General features: G+C 59.5%; 18 protein-coding genes. 16 read left to right on the forward strand and 2 right to left on the reverse strand.

Translation table 11 applies throughout. The features are described 5' to 3' along the window. Positions 1-4: 4 nt before the first annotated feature. The gene (locus ACP7B9_RS04380; protein WP_425861103.1) at positions 5-376 is read right to left on the reverse strand and encodes a VOC family protein; all 372 of its coding nucleotides are present in this window, start codon (positions 374-376) and stop codon (positions 5-7) included. Positions 377-810: 434 nt separating this feature from the next. Here ACP7B9_RS04380 and ACP7B9_RS04385 point away from each other — a divergent pair, with 434 nt between their 5' ends. From ACP7B9_RS04385 to ACP7B9_RS04410, 6 genes are all read left to right on the forward strand, one after another. After that, complete coding sequence (locus tag ACP7B9_RS04385) at positions 811-1,155, forward strand: hypothetical protein (protein ID WP_425861105.1); 345 nt, start codon at positions 811-813, stop codon at positions 1,153-1,155. Position 1,156: 1 nt separating this feature from the next. Continuing rightward, positions 1,157-2,146 carry an FAD:protein FMN transferase gene (locus ACP7B9_RS04390; protein ID WP_425861107.1) on the forward strand — a complete coding sequence of 330 codons (990 nt, stop codon included), beginning with the start codon at positions 1,157-1,159 and terminating at the stop codon, positions 2,144-2,146. Next, positions 2,139-2,696 (forward strand): ferric reductase-like transmembrane domain-containing protein, encoded by a 558-nt coding sequence (locus ACP7B9_RS04395; protein ID WP_425861109.1) that lies wholly within the window; start codon positions 2,139-2,141, stop codon positions 2,694-2,696. Before ACP7B9_RS04390 ends, ACP7B9_RS04395 begins: the two co-directional genes overlap by 8 nt. After that, complete coding sequence (locus ACP7B9_RS04400) at positions 2,693-3,943, forward strand: NADH-ubiquinone oxidoreductase-F iron-sulfur binding region domain-containing protein (protein ID WP_425861110.1); 1,251 nt, start codon at positions 2,693-2,695, stop codon at positions 3,941-3,943. The genes ACP7B9_RS04395 and ACP7B9_RS04400 overlap by 4 nt, the downstream gene beginning before the upstream one ends. Then, complete coding sequence (locus tag ACP7B9_RS04405) at positions 3,940-4,173, forward strand: ferredoxin (RefSeq protein ID WP_425861112.1); 234 nt, start codon at positions 3,940-3,942, stop codon at positions 4,171-4,173. The genes ACP7B9_RS04400 and ACP7B9_RS04405 overlap by 4 nt, the downstream gene beginning before the upstream one ends. Positions 4,174-4,242: 69 nt before the next feature. Further along, the gene (locus tag ACP7B9_RS04410; protein WP_425861114.1) at positions 4,243-4,848 is read left to right on the forward strand and encodes an antibiotic biosynthesis monooxygenase; all 606 of its coding nucleotides are present in this window, start codon (positions 4,243-4,245) and stop codon (positions 4,846-4,848) included. A gap of 49 nt (positions 4,849-4,897) precedes the next feature. Here the strand turns inward: ACP7B9_RS04410 and ACP7B9_RS04415 are convergent, their stop codons facing one another. Continuing rightward, positions 4,898-5,425 (reverse strand): GNAT family N-acetyltransferase, encoded by a 528-nt coding sequence (locus ACP7B9_RS04415; RefSeq protein WP_425861116.1) that lies wholly within the window; start codon positions 5,423-5,425, stop codon positions 4,898-4,900. Between the two features lie 266 nt (positions 5,426-5,691). On the opposite strand from ACP7B9_RS04415, the gene ACP7B9_RS04420 reads away from it, so the two are divergent. The 10 genes from ACP7B9_RS04420 to ACP7B9_RS04465 all read left to right on the forward strand — a co-directional run bounded on the left by ACP7B9_RS04420 (position 5,692) and on the right by ACP7B9_RS04465 (position 14,253). After that, positions 5,692-5,994, forward strand: a complete 303-nt coding sequence (locus ACP7B9_RS04420) for an urease subunit gamma (protein WP_425861117.1) — start codon at positions 5,692-5,694, stop codon at positions 5,992-5,994. Between the two features lie 13 nt (positions 5,995-6,007). Next, positions 6,008-6,355, forward strand: coding sequence for an urease subunit beta (locus tag ACP7B9_RS04425; RefSeq protein ID WP_425861119.1), 348 nt, complete (start codon positions 6,008-6,010; stop codon positions 6,353-6,355). Further along, positions 6,352-8,064, forward strand: coding sequence for an urease subunit alpha (ureC, locus tag ACP7B9_RS04430; RefSeq protein WP_425861121.1), 1,713 nt, complete (start codon positions 6,352-6,354; stop codon positions 8,062-8,064). Before ACP7B9_RS04425 ends, ureC begins: the two co-directional genes overlap by 4 nt. An 11-nt stretch (positions 8,065-8,075) precedes the next feature. Next, on the forward strand, positions 8,076-8,570 hold the full coding sequence (gene ureE / locus ACP7B9_RS04435; RefSeq protein WP_425861123.1) for an urease accessory protein UreE: 495 nt from the start codon (positions 8,076-8,078) through the stop codon (positions 8,568-8,570). A 1-nt stretch (position 8,571) separates the two neighbouring features. Continuing rightward, positions 8,572-9,258, forward strand: a complete 687-nt coding sequence (locus ACP7B9_RS04440) for an urease accessory protein UreF (RefSeq protein WP_425861125.1) — start codon at positions 8,572-8,574, stop codon at positions 9,256-9,258. Positions 9,259-9,330: 72 nt separating this feature from the next. Further along, positions 9,331-9,945, forward strand: a complete 615-nt coding sequence (gene ureG, locus ACP7B9_RS04445) for an urease accessory protein UreG (protein WP_425861127.1) — start codon at positions 9,331-9,333, stop codon at positions 9,943-9,945. 8 nt (positions 9,946-9,953) lie between these two features. Then, positions 9,954-10,856, forward strand: coding sequence for an urease accessory protein UreD (locus ACP7B9_RS04450; RefSeq protein WP_425861129.1), 903 nt, complete (start codon positions 9,954-9,956; stop codon positions 10,854-10,856). Further along, positions 10,856-11,899: a HoxN/HupN/NixA family nickel/cobalt transporter gene (locus tag ACP7B9_RS04455; RefSeq protein ID WP_425861131.1), complete on the forward strand. Its 1,044-nt coding sequence runs from the start codon at positions 10,856-10,858 to the stop codon at positions 11,897-11,899. Before ACP7B9_RS04450 ends, ACP7B9_RS04455 begins: the two co-directional genes overlap by 1 nt. Positions 11,900-12,022: 123 nt before the next feature. Beyond that, on the forward strand, positions 12,023-12,397 hold the full coding sequence (locus ACP7B9_RS04460; protein WP_425861133.1) for a hypothetical protein: 375 nt from the start codon (positions 12,023-12,025) through the stop codon (positions 12,395-12,397). Positions 12,398-12,723: 326 nt separating this feature from the next. Then, the gene (locus ACP7B9_RS04465; RefSeq protein ID WP_425861135.1) at positions 12,724-14,253 is read left to right on the forward strand and encodes an amino acid permease; all 1,530 of its coding nucleotides are present in this window, start codon (positions 12,724-12,726) and stop codon (positions 14,251-14,253) included. Positions 14,254-14,434 lie beyond the last annotated feature (181 nt).

Genomic DNA, 14,434 nt, shown 5'->3' on the forward strand with positions numbered 1-14,434 from the left:
GAGGTTACACGTGTTGGTCTACGATGACCGGGTTGCCATCCGGATCGAGGACAATAAAGCTCGCAGGCCCCGTGGTTGATTCGTCGGCCTCGGCCATGAACTCCACGCCTTGCTCCCGGAGCCCTTTTTGAATTTCTCGGACATCGGTAAAGTCCCCAATTCCTTGGGCGTCCTGATCCCAGCCAGGGTTAAAGGTCAATGCGTTCTTCTCGAACATCCCCTGGAAAAGCCCAACGACGGCGTCACCATTTTTCAGGACGATCCAGTTTTGGCTGATGTCACCGACATGTTTACTGAAACCCAATTTTTCGTAAAACGCGAGGGACGCGTGGATGTCCTGAACCGTAAGACTGACCGAAAATGCGCCTAGTTGCATGAGGGGCTCCGCTCGTGAGAAGTGCTTGTTCTGCGATAGTACCGCCCCAGACGGAGTTCATCATTGTCTCCGGATAACTTGGTAGCCGACAATGCCGGTCTCTGGAGAAATTCGACCGGAGAGTTCATGATTGAAGGAGGTGACCGCGCGAGGACTCTTCCCGTTTTTGCGATCACCCACCGGACCGGTCGCCGGTCCTCGACCAAGGAGCTGACTCGTCATGGACATGATGGGACTTGCCGTTGCTATTGCAGTCATTGTTGTTCTGACCATCATTCTGGGCTTGATCGCCACGCATGGAACCCACAAGCGGCCCGGCCATTAATCGCCCGCCCGTGAATGGATACCCCGCGCCTAGCATGGACACAGATTCCACATAGAAACCCTGTTGATGATTGAACTAAGAACTCAATCATCAACAGACAGGGCATGCCATGCGTACTCGAATCAGGGGCAAGAAACTGGCCGCCGGCATCACGGCCGCCGTGACAGTGGGCAGCCTTGGCGTGGCCGGTGTTGCGGTTGCAGCAATGGCCGCAGCGACTCCGGAATCCACCACTAGCGTCTCATCCACCTCGGCGCCGGAAACTTCCGAAGTAGCCGCGTCAGAAGCAACGGTGCCTACAACGACCACACCGGGAACTACTGCCGCCACTAGCGAGGCGGCAGACGACGGCGCGGCAACAGACTCAAGTGGCGCCTCCGGAAGCGATGAAGCCGCCAGCCCGGTTCAGCCCGGCACCGGCGGCAGTATCAGCGGCCAGTCATCGGGATCCTGAGATGGTACGTACCTGGAAAGTTTGGGGCCTGGAAGCCACCGTCGCAGTAACCAACCAAGCAGCCGCGGCCGCAGCAGAAGTGATCGTGCGGTCGGTGATTGACGATGTTGATCTGGCCTGCAGCCGTTTCCGCGCAGATTCCGAACTGACACTCCTGGCGTCGAAACTTGCTGATGGGGCTCAGCTCAGTCCCACGCTGGCGCACCTGGTCTCGGGCGCGCTTGACGCCGCGCGCTGGACCGACGGTGACGTTGATCCGACCCTCGGCAATGACATGAATGCATTGGGGTATGACAGGGATTTCACCGAGATACATCTGAACCCATTGACCGGGGCCATCGCCCATCAAGTACGACGCCGAAACGTGGGTTGGCGGGATGTTCGCCTTGAGGGGGACGTCCTGACGGTACCGGAGTCACTTCGGCTGGACCTCGGGGCCACGGCCAAAGCTGCCGCTGCCGATAGGGCCGCACGGCGAATTTTTGGTGAGTTGCGATGCGGGGCGTTAGTTTCGCTCGGTGGCGACATTGCAACGGCCGGACCGGCTCCGGGAGGTGGTTGGCAAGTTCTGGTTCAAGACACTCTTGAGGATCCTGCCCAACAAATTTCATTGGTGGCCGGCAAATCCGTTGCCACCTCCAGCACCCAAAAGCGGCGCTGGCAGCATAACGGCAGAAGCGTCCATCACATCCTCGATCCTCGTTTTGGCCTACCCGCTTCTGAGGTCTGGCGCTCGGTTTCTGTTGCGGCCAGTTCATGCCTGGCGGCCAATGCCTTTAGTACTGCCGGAGTGGTTCGTGGCTTTGCTGCAGTCCAATGGTTTAGGGACAAGGGGATTAGCGGCCGGTTTGTTGACCAGCGGGGGCGAGTAGTCGTAACCGGCGGATGGCCCCAGCAGGAGTTCCCTGAATCAGATTTGCCGAAGCCGGAGTTCCTCAGCTCTGACAATTCATGGCACGGAGTCGAGGCAGGGGTGACTTCGGGTGGATAGCCTTATGTGGGCCATTGGCCGCGTTAGCGGGTTCGTTTCCATGTTCCTGCTGACCGGAACGCTCCTCCTGGGCATCCTTGCACGATCTGGCAGGCCGCTCCTGGTGATTCCGCGCTTCTCTTTAACCTTGCTCCACCGCAACATCTCTTTGCTAGCCACGGTGTTCCTGATCTTGCATGTCTTCACACTCCTACTGGATTCCTATGCCCAGCTCAATGTTGTGGACTTGATCGTGCCGTTCCTGGGCAGCTACGAGCCGTTTTGGCAAGGTCTTGGCACGGTGGCCTTCGATCTGGTGTTGGCGCTGATCATCACGGGACTATTGCGCCAGCGCATGAGTCAACAAGCGTTTCGCGCCGTTCACTGGCTCAACTACGCCATGTGGCCCATCGCGTTGGCGCACTCCATCGGCAATGGCACCGACGGTGCCGACCCATGGTTCATCACCTCTGCCGCACTCTGTGTGGCCATGGTTCTGGGCGCCGTGACGTGGCGCCTTTCCGCAAGATTCCTAGAAAATGCTAAGAGCCGTCAGGAGAGCGTGCAATGACAACACTTATTGGCACACAACAAATCGCGAACCATCATGAGGGGACCATTGAGAGCGGGAGGCTCTTTGCTGCCGGTGCGAACGCATCCCTGATCGACCACGAACAGGCCTACGGGCCACTTGAACTCCACGGCATCAATGCCAGCTTCATCGACGTCGTGGCTCGTGCGGGACTGACTGGCCGGGGAGGCGCCGCCTTCGCCTCGTGGCGCAAGCTCGCTGCTACACAAAGCAACACTAGTGCGAGGCGTTTCACCAGGACAGTAGTTATTGCCAACGGTGCCGAAGGAGGGCCACTGAGCTTTAAGGACAAGACACTGCTGGCCAACGCGCCCCACCTGGTGATTGACGGAGTGTTGGTTGCGGGGCGGGCAGTCAACGACGCGCAGCTCTACATGTATGTCAATGCCGGGTCCATGCCCGCCGTCAAGGCTGCTATTTCCCAACGTCACGATGCGAGCAAAATCAAGGTCATCTTGTCACCGGATACATTTCTCTCCGGTGAGGCCTCTGCGGTGGTCAACGCCGTGGCAAGCAACACTGCCCTTCCTCTGGACAAGAGACTGCGACTGAGTCAGGCAGGATTGAAGGGCCAGCCCACACTGGTGCTAAACGTCGAAACGCTGGCACACACAGCGCTCATTGCCCGTTTCGGTGCGGCGTGGTTCCGTGACATGGGGACAGAGCATGATCCCGGCACACGGCTGATATCCGTCTCCGGGCATGGTTCCGAGCAGGTGCTGGAAGTTGCAGGTTCTGCCAGCGTGGGAGACATACTTGCCACCGCCGCCGTCGACCCGTCAGCGGTGCAGGCGATACTGATTGGCGGCTATCACGGACGCTGGGTCAGGCCACTGAACTACCGGCTAGCACCGCAAGGGCCACGCAATGAAGTCGTTCGGCCTGGGGCAGGTGTGATCCATTTGCTGGGAATGGGGCAATGTGGACTCACGTCGACGGCGGCGATCGCTCGGTATTTGGCGGGGGAGTCCGCCAAACAATGTGGCCCTTGCATGTTCGGCCTCCCTGCCATGGCCAAGACGCTGACGGCTCTAGCAAGTGGCGACCGCGATCCGCGTTTGCCGGCTGAACTGGCGCGCCTTGCGATGTTGGTTTCAGGGCGAGGTGCGTGCAATCACCCCGATGGCTTTGTCCAGCTGATTGACAGTGCCCTCGAGACATTTTCCGAGGACGTGGACGCCCATCTTTCCGGCCGGTGTATGGCAACCCAAGGAGGACAACTGTGAGCAAGAACCTCCACATTGACTGGATCGCCTGCGATGGACGGGGGCTGTGTTCCGAGCTCCTCCCGGCGCTGCTGGGCCGTGACGAATGGGGCTACCCCCTCGTCAGGGAGCCTCAAAATGGGGATGGCAGCAATCTCTCAATAGCTGCCAGTGACGAGGCAGCAGCGGCGGACGCCGTGCAGCTGTGCCCCGTGCGAGCGTTGCGATTGGACGCCTCCCACCAGCGGTGAAGTGCAAGTTGAGACGCGCCGAAGTCCACATGGTGATCACTGCTTGCAAATTGACCGTAGACTTGCGCAGTGCAAAAACTTCAACCCGTGACCGTGTCCATTGCCCGCACCGTCCAGCCTGGCCATCACAGGCAATTCGCCGCGTGGGCCCTTGCCGGACAGGAGCTAGCCCGTGAATGGCCAGGCTATCTGGGCTCGGGCTGGGTACGCACCGATTTGGACTCGGATGAATGGCACGTCATGTACCGATTCTCCACGGTCGAGACGCTGCGGGACTGGGATAACTCCCACGAGCGCAAATGGTGGATTGACAGCGGTGGTGGACTCATGGAAATCACCCGTGTAGAGCATCGCACCGGCATCGAGGGGTGGTTCGACCAACCCGGGGACGTTTCCATCAGTGTCCCTGAAACCGTGGTTCCGCCGCGCTGGAAACAGGCGGTGGGCATCTTCCTGCCATTCTTCCCCATGAGCCTGCTGGCAAATATATTCCTGCGTCCCGTCACGGAAGAGTGGCCCCTGGTCCTCGCCGTGCTGCTGAACGTGGGCATCCTGACACCCATCATGACCTACCTGATGCTGCCCTTGAGCACCCGCATTTTGAAGCCTTGGCTCCAAGCTCCACGAAAGGCCCGTCGCACTAGAAGCACAGCGCCTCAGCCAGCCGGTAACTAGCCCCAGAGGAATAGGTCCGGAGGAGTAGCCCACGGGGTACTCCTCCGTGTCAGTAATCAGCCTCTGTCGCGATCCAGTATCGGCGCTTCCCAGCACGACTGTCCTCGTAGATTCCGCCATTGTGCTCAATGGTGGACCGAGAACCTGCGTTGTCCTCATCGCAGGTGAGGAGAGCCCGGTTGATACCCAGCTCGGCGGCAACGATCAAGGAGTCCTTCAAAGCTTGGGCTGCGTGGCCGCGGCGACGGGCGGTAGGTCTGACGCTGTAGCCAATATGGCCACCCTCGTTAAAGAGGAAGTCGTTGAGCTCATGGCGCACTGCCAGGGAACCAAGCACGGTGTCGCCATCAACGATCCATCGAAAGGTGCAGGGGACATAGCCGTCCTTGCGCGGTGATTCCGGCAGGGTGTCAGCCACAAGCTCGTCAACAAACCGGGCAAAATGTGCTGGATCACGAAGACCCTTCAGCGTCCAGTCCTCGCCTCCGGCGCCGTCACGGTGCGCACCCTCAAATTCGAGGGCCGCCTCAAGCCATGATTGGTGGAATCGTGCATCAGGAACTGTCAGGGTAGGCATCACAGGATCCTATCGCGATGGAAGCCCCGTTTCCGGAACGGAGGGTGACACCTCGCATTCCGTGCCCCATGTGGCCAAGAAACATATTCGTAATGTCACCGATTTCTTGTTGAAATCTGTTGATCTTCCGAGTCATGAAACCGTTTTTACTCCTCGATTTCTCTCTGATACTCTGGCCATATTCCACGGACCTCCCGGCACCTTTTCTTGCCGGTCGCAGATAACGGGTGGACGCTTGTATCCGTTAGCTACCCGAGGAGGAATATATGCATTTGACGCCCCGTGAACAAGAAAAGCTCATGATCGTTGTTGCCGCAGATCTGGCCCGACGCCGGCAATCACGCCGCCTGAAGCTCAATCACCCAGAAGCTGTCGCCATACTCACCTACGAACTTATTGAAGGTGCACGTGACGGGCGTACAGTTGCGGACCTCATGAGTTGGGGGAGCACCATTCTCTCCCGTGCGGACGTCATGGAAGGTGTTGCCGACTTGATTCCGGCCGTTCAGGTCGAGGCAACATTCCCTGATGGAACCAAGCTCGTCACCGTGCACAATCCCATTCGCTAGAGGAGTCGTAGCCATGAAACCAGGGGAATACATTTTGCGTGCGGATGCTGTGACCTGCAATGCCGGGCTGATCCCGTTGTCGCTGAAGGTTACCAACCGTGGCGATCGGCCCATTCAGGTCGGATCCCATTACCATTTTGCGGAAGTCAACGACGCCATGGAATTTGATCGAGAAGCCTCTTACGGTTTCCGGCTGGACATTCCCGCTGGAACCGCCGTGCGCTTTGAACCTGGCGACGCGAAAACCGTTAATCTGATTGCACTTTCAGGCGCCCGTGAGGTGTTCGGGCTGCGAAACCTCGTCAATGGTCCCTTGCATCCCTCACGGGGTCTCGTCTCGTTGGAGGATGACACCAAATGAGTTTTGAACTTAGCCGCAAGGAATACTCTGACCTCTACGGACCAACAACAGGCGACGCTGTCCGTCTTGCGGACACTGAGCTTTTCGCCGAGATCGAATTCGACCACACCAATTACGGTGAAGAAGTGGTCTTTGGCGGCGGCAAGGTCATCCGTGACGGCATGGGTCAAAATGGTCAACTCGTCCGCGACGAAGACATCCCGGACACCGTCATCACGAACGCGATTGTGCTGGACTATACGGGCATTTACAAGGCCGATGTCGCCCTGCGTGATGGGCACATCTTCAAGATCGGCAAGGCCGGCAACCCGCAGATCTCGGCTGGCGTCAATATCACCATTGGCGTCTCCACGGACATCATCGCCGGGGAGGGAAAAATCCTGACCGCCGGCGCCATCGACACCCATGTGCACTTTGTCAGCCCCGACCAGGTCCCGGTCGCACTGGCCAGCGGTGTTACCACCTTGATTGGCGGTGGCACCGGCCCGAGTGATGCGAGCAAGGCAACGACAGTCACACCCGGCGCTTGGCATATCGGGAAAATGCTTCAGGCGGTGGATAACTTGCCTATCAATATTGGGCTGCTCGGCAAGGGCCATGCCAGTGCCATGGAACCATTGGCCGAACAGGTTCGGGCCGGCGTGATTGGCTTGAAGGTCCATGAGGACTGGGGATCCACAACCGCCGCCATTGACATGTCCCTGCGTGTGGCCGACGAATTTGACGTCCAGGTTGCCATTCACTCGGACACCCTCAACGAATGCGGCTTCGTCGAAGACACCATCAGGGCCATCGACGGCCGGGTCATCCATACGTTCCACACCGAAGGTGCCGGTGGCGGCCACGCCCCTGACATCATCAAGGTTGCCGGACTGCCCAACGTTCTGCCGGCCTCCACCAACCCGACCCTGCCTTACACAATCAACACCGTCGATGAGCACCTTGACATGCTCATGGTGGCGCACCACCTCAATCCCGACATCCCCGAGGATGTTGCCTTCGCCGATTCGCGCATCCGCAAGGAAACCATCGCCGCCGAAGATGTCCTGCATGATCTGGGCATCTTCTCCATCACCAGCTCGGACTCCCAAGCCATGGGCCGGGTTGGTGAGGTGGTTCTGCGCACCTGGCAGGTGGCCGACGCCATGAAGCGTCAACGCGGAAAGTTCGACGACGACCCCGAGGCCGGTGACAACGCCCGCCTCAAGCGTTATGTCGCCAAATACACGATCAACCCAGCCATTGCCCACGGGATCGCGGATTCGGTGGGAAGTATCGAAGAAGGCAAATTCGCGGACTTGGTGTTGTGGGAGCCGGGCTTCTTTGGCGTCAAGCCCGAGATGGTACTTAAGGGCGGCCAGATCGTGATGAGCCTCATGGGGGATCCCAACGGATCCATCCCCACCCCGCAGCCGCGGACCTTGCGCGGCAACTTCGGCGCTTTGGGCGGCGCTGTCCATTCCTCATCCATTACGTTCATTTCCCAGGCAGCCATGGATGCCGGGGTGCCCGAGGCCTTGGGCCTGCGCCACGAGGTCCGGGCCTGCCACGGTATCCGGAACCTCACCAAAGCTGACATGAAACTCAACGGTGAAACGCCCAACATTGAGGTGGATCCGGAAACGTACGAGGTCCGCGTGGACGGCGAAGTGATCACTGCGGAGCCCTCCAGCGTTCTTCCCATGGCCCAGCGATACTTCCTGTTTTAGAAGGAGCACCCTTGATCATCGAATACATTCTTGGCAACAAATTTGATCCCGCAACAGAACACTTCGACCCTGCCGTACTCGAAAATTTGCATGAAGAACGGGTGGTATTGCCTTCGGCACTGCTGGTTAAACGCATCCAGCGGGTCACCACAGATCACGGCCGGGAGCTAGGCCTTCGCCTAGCGGGCGACTCCGTGGCAGACCTGCGTGACGGTGACGTCCTCCATATGGACGACAAGGACGCCATCGTGGTTTCGGTGGAGCACAGCGACGTCCTAGTGATTGCGCCGGGATCCATCAAGGAAATGGGTGTCGTGGCCCATAACTTGGGCAACCGTCACATGCAGGCCCAGTTCTTTGGCGAGGACAGCGAATACTCAGCCCAGGTCATGGTGTTGGCCTACGACCACACGGTTGAGGACTACCTCAAGCACGTTGGCGTCCAGTATTCACGTCAGGACCGCGTCCTGCCCGTGCCCTTCCGCCACGCAGAGCACACACACTGATATGCAGGGCGCACCGGATTATCTGTTGCCGCTACTGCAGCTGAGCGATTCGGCTTTGCCGACCGGAGCGTTTAGCCACTCTCTCGGCATGGAAACGCACCTCCACACGGGCCTGGTCCACGACGAGGAAAGTTTTGCGAATTGGCTGACCCAGTTCATCCGCATCCAGCTTGTCCACGGCGACGGCTTGGCCATTCGATTCGCCGTTGAGGCGGAAACCCTGACCGAATTGTTCAGGGTGGATAGGGAACTGAACGCGGCTGCCCTGCCCCGGGAAATCAGGGAAGCGGGAGTGAAAATGGGTGCACGCATGCTTGAAATTGCCGGCTCGGTTTTCCCTTGCAAGGATCTGGACGACTACGCTGCGGCGCTCAAAAGCGGCGAGTGCTCGGGCCACCCGGCCCTTGCCTTTGCGATCGCCGGAAAGAATTTGGGCGTGCCCTTGGCTGAGTTGCTCACCACGTACCTGTTTTCAACTGTCACCTCACTGACCCAAAACGCGATCCGCGGCATCCCCCTTGGCCAAAATGCCGGCCAGCGGGTCCTGTGCGCCGCCCATCAGGAGGTGCGCGACGCCGTCGTTCTTATCCAAGCCCTGGGACGTGAAGATTTTGGCGTCACGGCCCCCGGGCTGGAAATCGCCCAAATGCAGCATGAGCGGCAAAGAGCCCGCATGTTCATGTCCTGAGCTGCGCTCGAACCTGTCCCCGGTGGTCGAGCTTGTCGAGACCCTGTCACACAACGATTTGAAGGAGAAACAATGAAGCCGATCAAGATTGGTGTTGGTGGCCCCGTCGGCGCCGGCAAGACCCAGCTCGTGGAACGCCTGACCCGCGCCCTAGACGGAAAAGTATCCAGCGCTGCCATCACGAACGACATTTACACGATTGAGGACGCCAAGATCCTGGCTGCCAACGGAGTCCTGCCGCTGGATAGGATCATTGGGATCGAGACCGGTGGCTGCCCCCATACGGCGATCCGCGAGGACACCTCAATGAACTCTGCTGCGGTCGAGGAGCTTGAGGCTCGTCACCCGGACCTGCAACTCATCTTCATCGAATCCGGTGGCGACAACCTCTCGGCAACGTTCAGCCCCGAGCTGGTGGATTTTTCTATCTACATCATCGATGTTGCCCAAGGGGAGAAGATCCCACGTAAGGCCGGGCAGGGCATGATCAAGAGCGATCTTTTCATCATCAACAAGACCGACCTTGCCCCCTACGTTGGTGCCGATTTGTCTGTTATGGAGGCCGATACCCTCGAATTCCGTGGGCACAAACCGTACTGCTTCACGAACCTGAAGACCGACGTCGGCTTAGAACACGTCATCAACTGGATCAAACGTGACGTGCTCATGCTTGACCTGGCAAATTAGAGGGTCCGGTGGTTGAGCTCGCCACGGTGATTAAGCCCACCGCAATCCCCGTCCCGGCCGCCACGGTTGGGACCCTCGCCGCACCGGCCACGTGGGCTGGCACGCTCTCCCTGGACATTGATCGGCGCGAGGGAAAATCCATTGCAGTCCGGCAGTTCCATGATGGTGCCCTGCGGATTCTCAGACCGCATTACTTGGATGAGAGCGGTCAGGTTTGTTACGTAGTGATCAACCCCGGTGGGGCATATTTAGGCGGTGACAGATACCGCATCGACGTCTCGGTCGCGGACGGTGCAGACCTGTTGTTGACCACCCAGTCGGCGACTAAGATCTACCGCACGCCCAACAACAGGGCTGAGCAGCACATGCATCTTTCGTTGGGGGCGGGTGCCCGTTTGGAACTCCTACCTGATCCGTTGATTGCGTATCGAGAAGCCAGCTATGGGCAGGTGACTACTGTCAGCATGGATCCGAACGCATCGCTGGTGATGGCTGAGGTGGTGACTCCCGGGTGGTCACCGGATGGGGCATTGTTTCGGTATGACGAGATCCGGATTCGCAATGAAATCTCGGTTGGCGGGCGGCTCACCGTCATGGACAATCTCCTGATCAGGCCAGGCAGCGGTTCGCCGGTGGACAGCAGCTGCACCATGGGGCAGTACACACATTTAGGGTCACTGATTGTCGTGGACGCCCGTGTCGACGCTGCTCTCGTTGACGAGCTTCACTCGCTCTTGTCGGGGGTTGACCCCGGTGGCCAGTTTGGCATCACGCGCCTAGACGGGCCCGGCTTGGCCCTGCGGGCATTGTCTGACTCGACTGAGCCCCTGAATGAAATGCTGGCTGCCGCCGTGGACCTGCTCCGCGGGCGGTGGTACGGCCAAGAACCTCTGAATTTAAGGAAATACTAATGACTGCCGTTGCCCGCCTGGGATATCTGGATCGAGAAAAGCTCCCGGTTGCCCGAAGGATGGCAGTGACGTTCTTGGCCGTGGCCGTCTTGCATATAGCCGTGGTGTCCCTCATGATCTTCTCCCTCCTACGCGATGTGCACCCGTTGGCCATGGGCTTAGTCCTGACTGCCTATCTGGCTGGCGTGAAGCACAGCTACGACTGGGACCACATCGCCGCCATCGACAATTCGAGCCGCAAGTTTGCCGCCCAAGGCCGTGCACCGGTAAGCGTGGGCTTCGCTTTCAGCATGGGCCACAGCTCAGTAGTCATGCTGGCCGGCATCTTCGTCGTCAGCGGTGCCGGAATCATGAGTGCAGTATTGCAGGAAGGGTCAGCGGCAAACATGACACTGGCCGTTTTCGGAGCCAGCGTTTCTGCGCTGTTCCTGCTGGCTATCGGCTTGTTCAACGGCTCCGCATTCCTGAAGGCCAACGTGCTCTTCCGCCGCGTCCGTGGGGGAGGGACGGTCGAGGAAACTGAGCTGGCGCCGACAGGCATGGTTGCCCGTCTCATGGACAAGCCGCTGTCCAGGGTAAAGCGTCCCCGAGACATCTATGTGCTGGGATTCCTGTTTGGCCTTGGCTTCGATACGGCGTCCACCATCGCCTTCCTGTTGCTGACGGCATCCGCCGCCCTAGCTGGCATTTCCTTTGCCGCGCTGATGGCATTGCCATTGGCCTTCACCGCCGCCATGACGTTGTGCGATACCGCCAATGGCATGGCCATGATGAAGATGTATCGTTCCGCCGTCATGAACCCGAGCCGCCGGATTGGCTTCAACATGGTCATCACAGGCTTGTCGGCAACGTCCGCATTGTTCATCTCGGCGCTGACCATCGCCGCGATCATGCACGATGTCCTCGACCTGACGGATCCGGTCACCACCTGGCTGGCCAACCTGGATCTCGGACATGCCGGCTTGCTGCTGGTGGGGCTATTTCTGGCCGTGTGGGGGATGGCCGTAATTGGCTGGCGACGGGTTCGACAAACATCGGTGTGATGTGCCGCATAAATCCCGACTGTCCTACGCTTTTGCGTGGGTCATGGCAGTAGGCTTGACGGTTGAAAAGATACAGGGTGGCACTTGTAAACCACCCCGAAAATTGACGACGAAATTAGGCCCATGAAGAAGTTTATCCAGCTGTCCGTCGCTGCAATCCTGATTGCCGGACTCGCCGCATGCGGCACCGACGCTCCTTCAACTACTCCGAGCGAATCCGCCAGCACCACGGCAGCAGCCACGCAGGAGAAGCGCGCAGTTCCCGATGTTGTGGGCATGACATACAAGGAAGCGTACGAAACCTTGGTCAAGGACGACTTCTTCGCCCAGCTCGTCGACAAAACCGGAGCAACCTGGGTTGAAGGAAGCCCATGGGCCGACGCCAAGGTTGGCTCCATGGACCCTGCCGCGGGCACGATGACAGATGTGTCCTACGTGAATGTGGCACTCGAACTGACGCAGGAAGAATACGCTGCACAGACGAAGGCTGCAAAGTAAGTCTCACGTCCGAAAACCACCGGTCCGCCACGGGCTCAACAGTGCAAACTGCTGTGGCGGGGCCGGTGGTTTTTTGCGCCTTCATGGGACAGCAACTATGGGTCACCGTCTGCCCGACGGCCGTGACTCCATCTCCGCCGCCGGGTCTAATGAGGCAAGCATTCACTAGTTCGGAAGAATCACGTGATGCACGCCACTGACTCCTGCTTTGTATCAAATTGCCGACATAATAGAGGGTGGCAGCCTCGTTTAGGCACGCTCACCTCGGATCCCAAAAGGTATATCGGGCCCCACCAGGACCACCAGCCAGGAGTCACAATCCACCCATGAGCCACGTTTCCATAGAACCCGAGATCACTGCCAAGACGCACCAGAGTGCGAGCGGCAGCGACAACGAACTCAAGCGCGGGTTAAGCAGCCGCCACCTCCAGATGATCGCCATTGGCGGCGCCATCGGTACAGGCCTCTTTGTAGCCTCCGGCGGCACCATCGCACAGGCTGGTCCGGGCGGTGCCCTGGTTGCCTACGCCCTCGTGGGCCTGATGGTCTTCCTGCTCATGCAATCCCTGGGAGAGATGTCCGCCAAGATCCCCGTTGCAGGTTCCTTCCAGACCTATGCAACCCGCTTCGTCTCGCCGTCGTTCGGCTTCGCCATTGGCTGGAACTATTGGTTCAACTGGGCCATCACCGTGGCCGCCGAACTCGTCGCCGCGGGTATCATCATGGACTTCTGGTTCCCAGGGGTGCCCGGCTGGGTCTGGGCCGGCGGATTCCTCGTCCTCCTCACGGGAATCAACGCACTCTCGTCCAAAGCCTTCGGCGAGAGCGAATTTTGGCTCTCGTCGATCAAGGTCGTGGCCGTCATCCTGTTCCTCGTGGCTGGCGTACTCATGATTGTCGGCATCCTGGGCAACAGCTCCGCGGGCATGAGCAACTGGCAGAACCGCGAGGACGTGTTCCACGGCGGTTGGGTCTCCATCATTTCCGTCTTCATGATTGCCGGATTCTCCTTCCAGGGCACAGAGCTCGTGGGTGTCGCTGCTGGCGAGGCCAAGAATCCTGGCAGGGAGGTGCCGCGAGCCATCCGCTCGGTGTTCTGGCGCATCATGATCTTCTACATCGGCGCCATCTTCGTCATCGGTTGCCTGATCCCCTTCACGGACCCGAGCCTGCTGGCGTCGGGCGAGGCCGACATTGCCGCCTCACCCTTCACCCTGGTCTTCGAACGTGCCGGCATTGCCTTCGCCGCAGCTTTGATGAACGCGGTCATTCTCACCGCGATCCTCTCGGCCGGTAACTCCGGGCTCTACGCCTCCACCCGCATGCTCTATGCCATGGCGCACGATGGCAAGGCCCCCAAAATCTTCGGCCGCACCAATTCGCGAGGCGTGCCCATGGCCGCATTGCTGGCTACGGCCGCCGTCGGGCTCTTCGGTTTCCTGAGCGCCATCGTCGGCCAGGGCGCCGCCTATTCGTGGCTGCTCAATGTCTCGGGGCTGTGCGGATTCATCGTCTGGGCCGGCATCGCCGTTTCTCACTACCGCTTCAGGAAGGGATTCCTGGCTCAAGGCAACAAGGCCAGCGACCTGCCCTACCGCGCCGCCTTCTTCCCCGTCGGCCCGATCCTGGCCTTCGCGGTGCTCATTCTTGTCATCGCCGGACAGAACTATGAGGCGGTCCTTGCTGGCCGTGGTGTGGAAGTCCTCTCGTCCTACATCGGCATCCCGATCTTCCTTGGCCTGTGGCTGGTCCACCGGATTGTCACTAAGTCCAAGGTCGTTTCGCTGGTGGACATGGATCTCACCGGCCCGGATGACGCCGAGGAAGTCCGCCGCGAAGACGTTCTGACTCGCTAATCTAGCGTCTCAGAACCATGAACGACGGCGGATCGCTCGCCTCGGCCGGGCGCTGACCACAAGCGCAAGCCTCCACCAACAACAAAGCGTGGCGTGCCGCGGCGGGAGTTTTAACGCCCCCGGCCCCCCCCCGTTTGGTTAGAGGAAAGGGTGTGTAAACCCCCCCCAAACATGGGAGGTT

The organism is Arthrobacter sp. TWP1-1, from assembly GCF_049897845.1.
Lineage (GTDB): Bacteria > Actinomycetota > Actinomycetes > Actinomycetales > Micrococcaceae > Specibacter.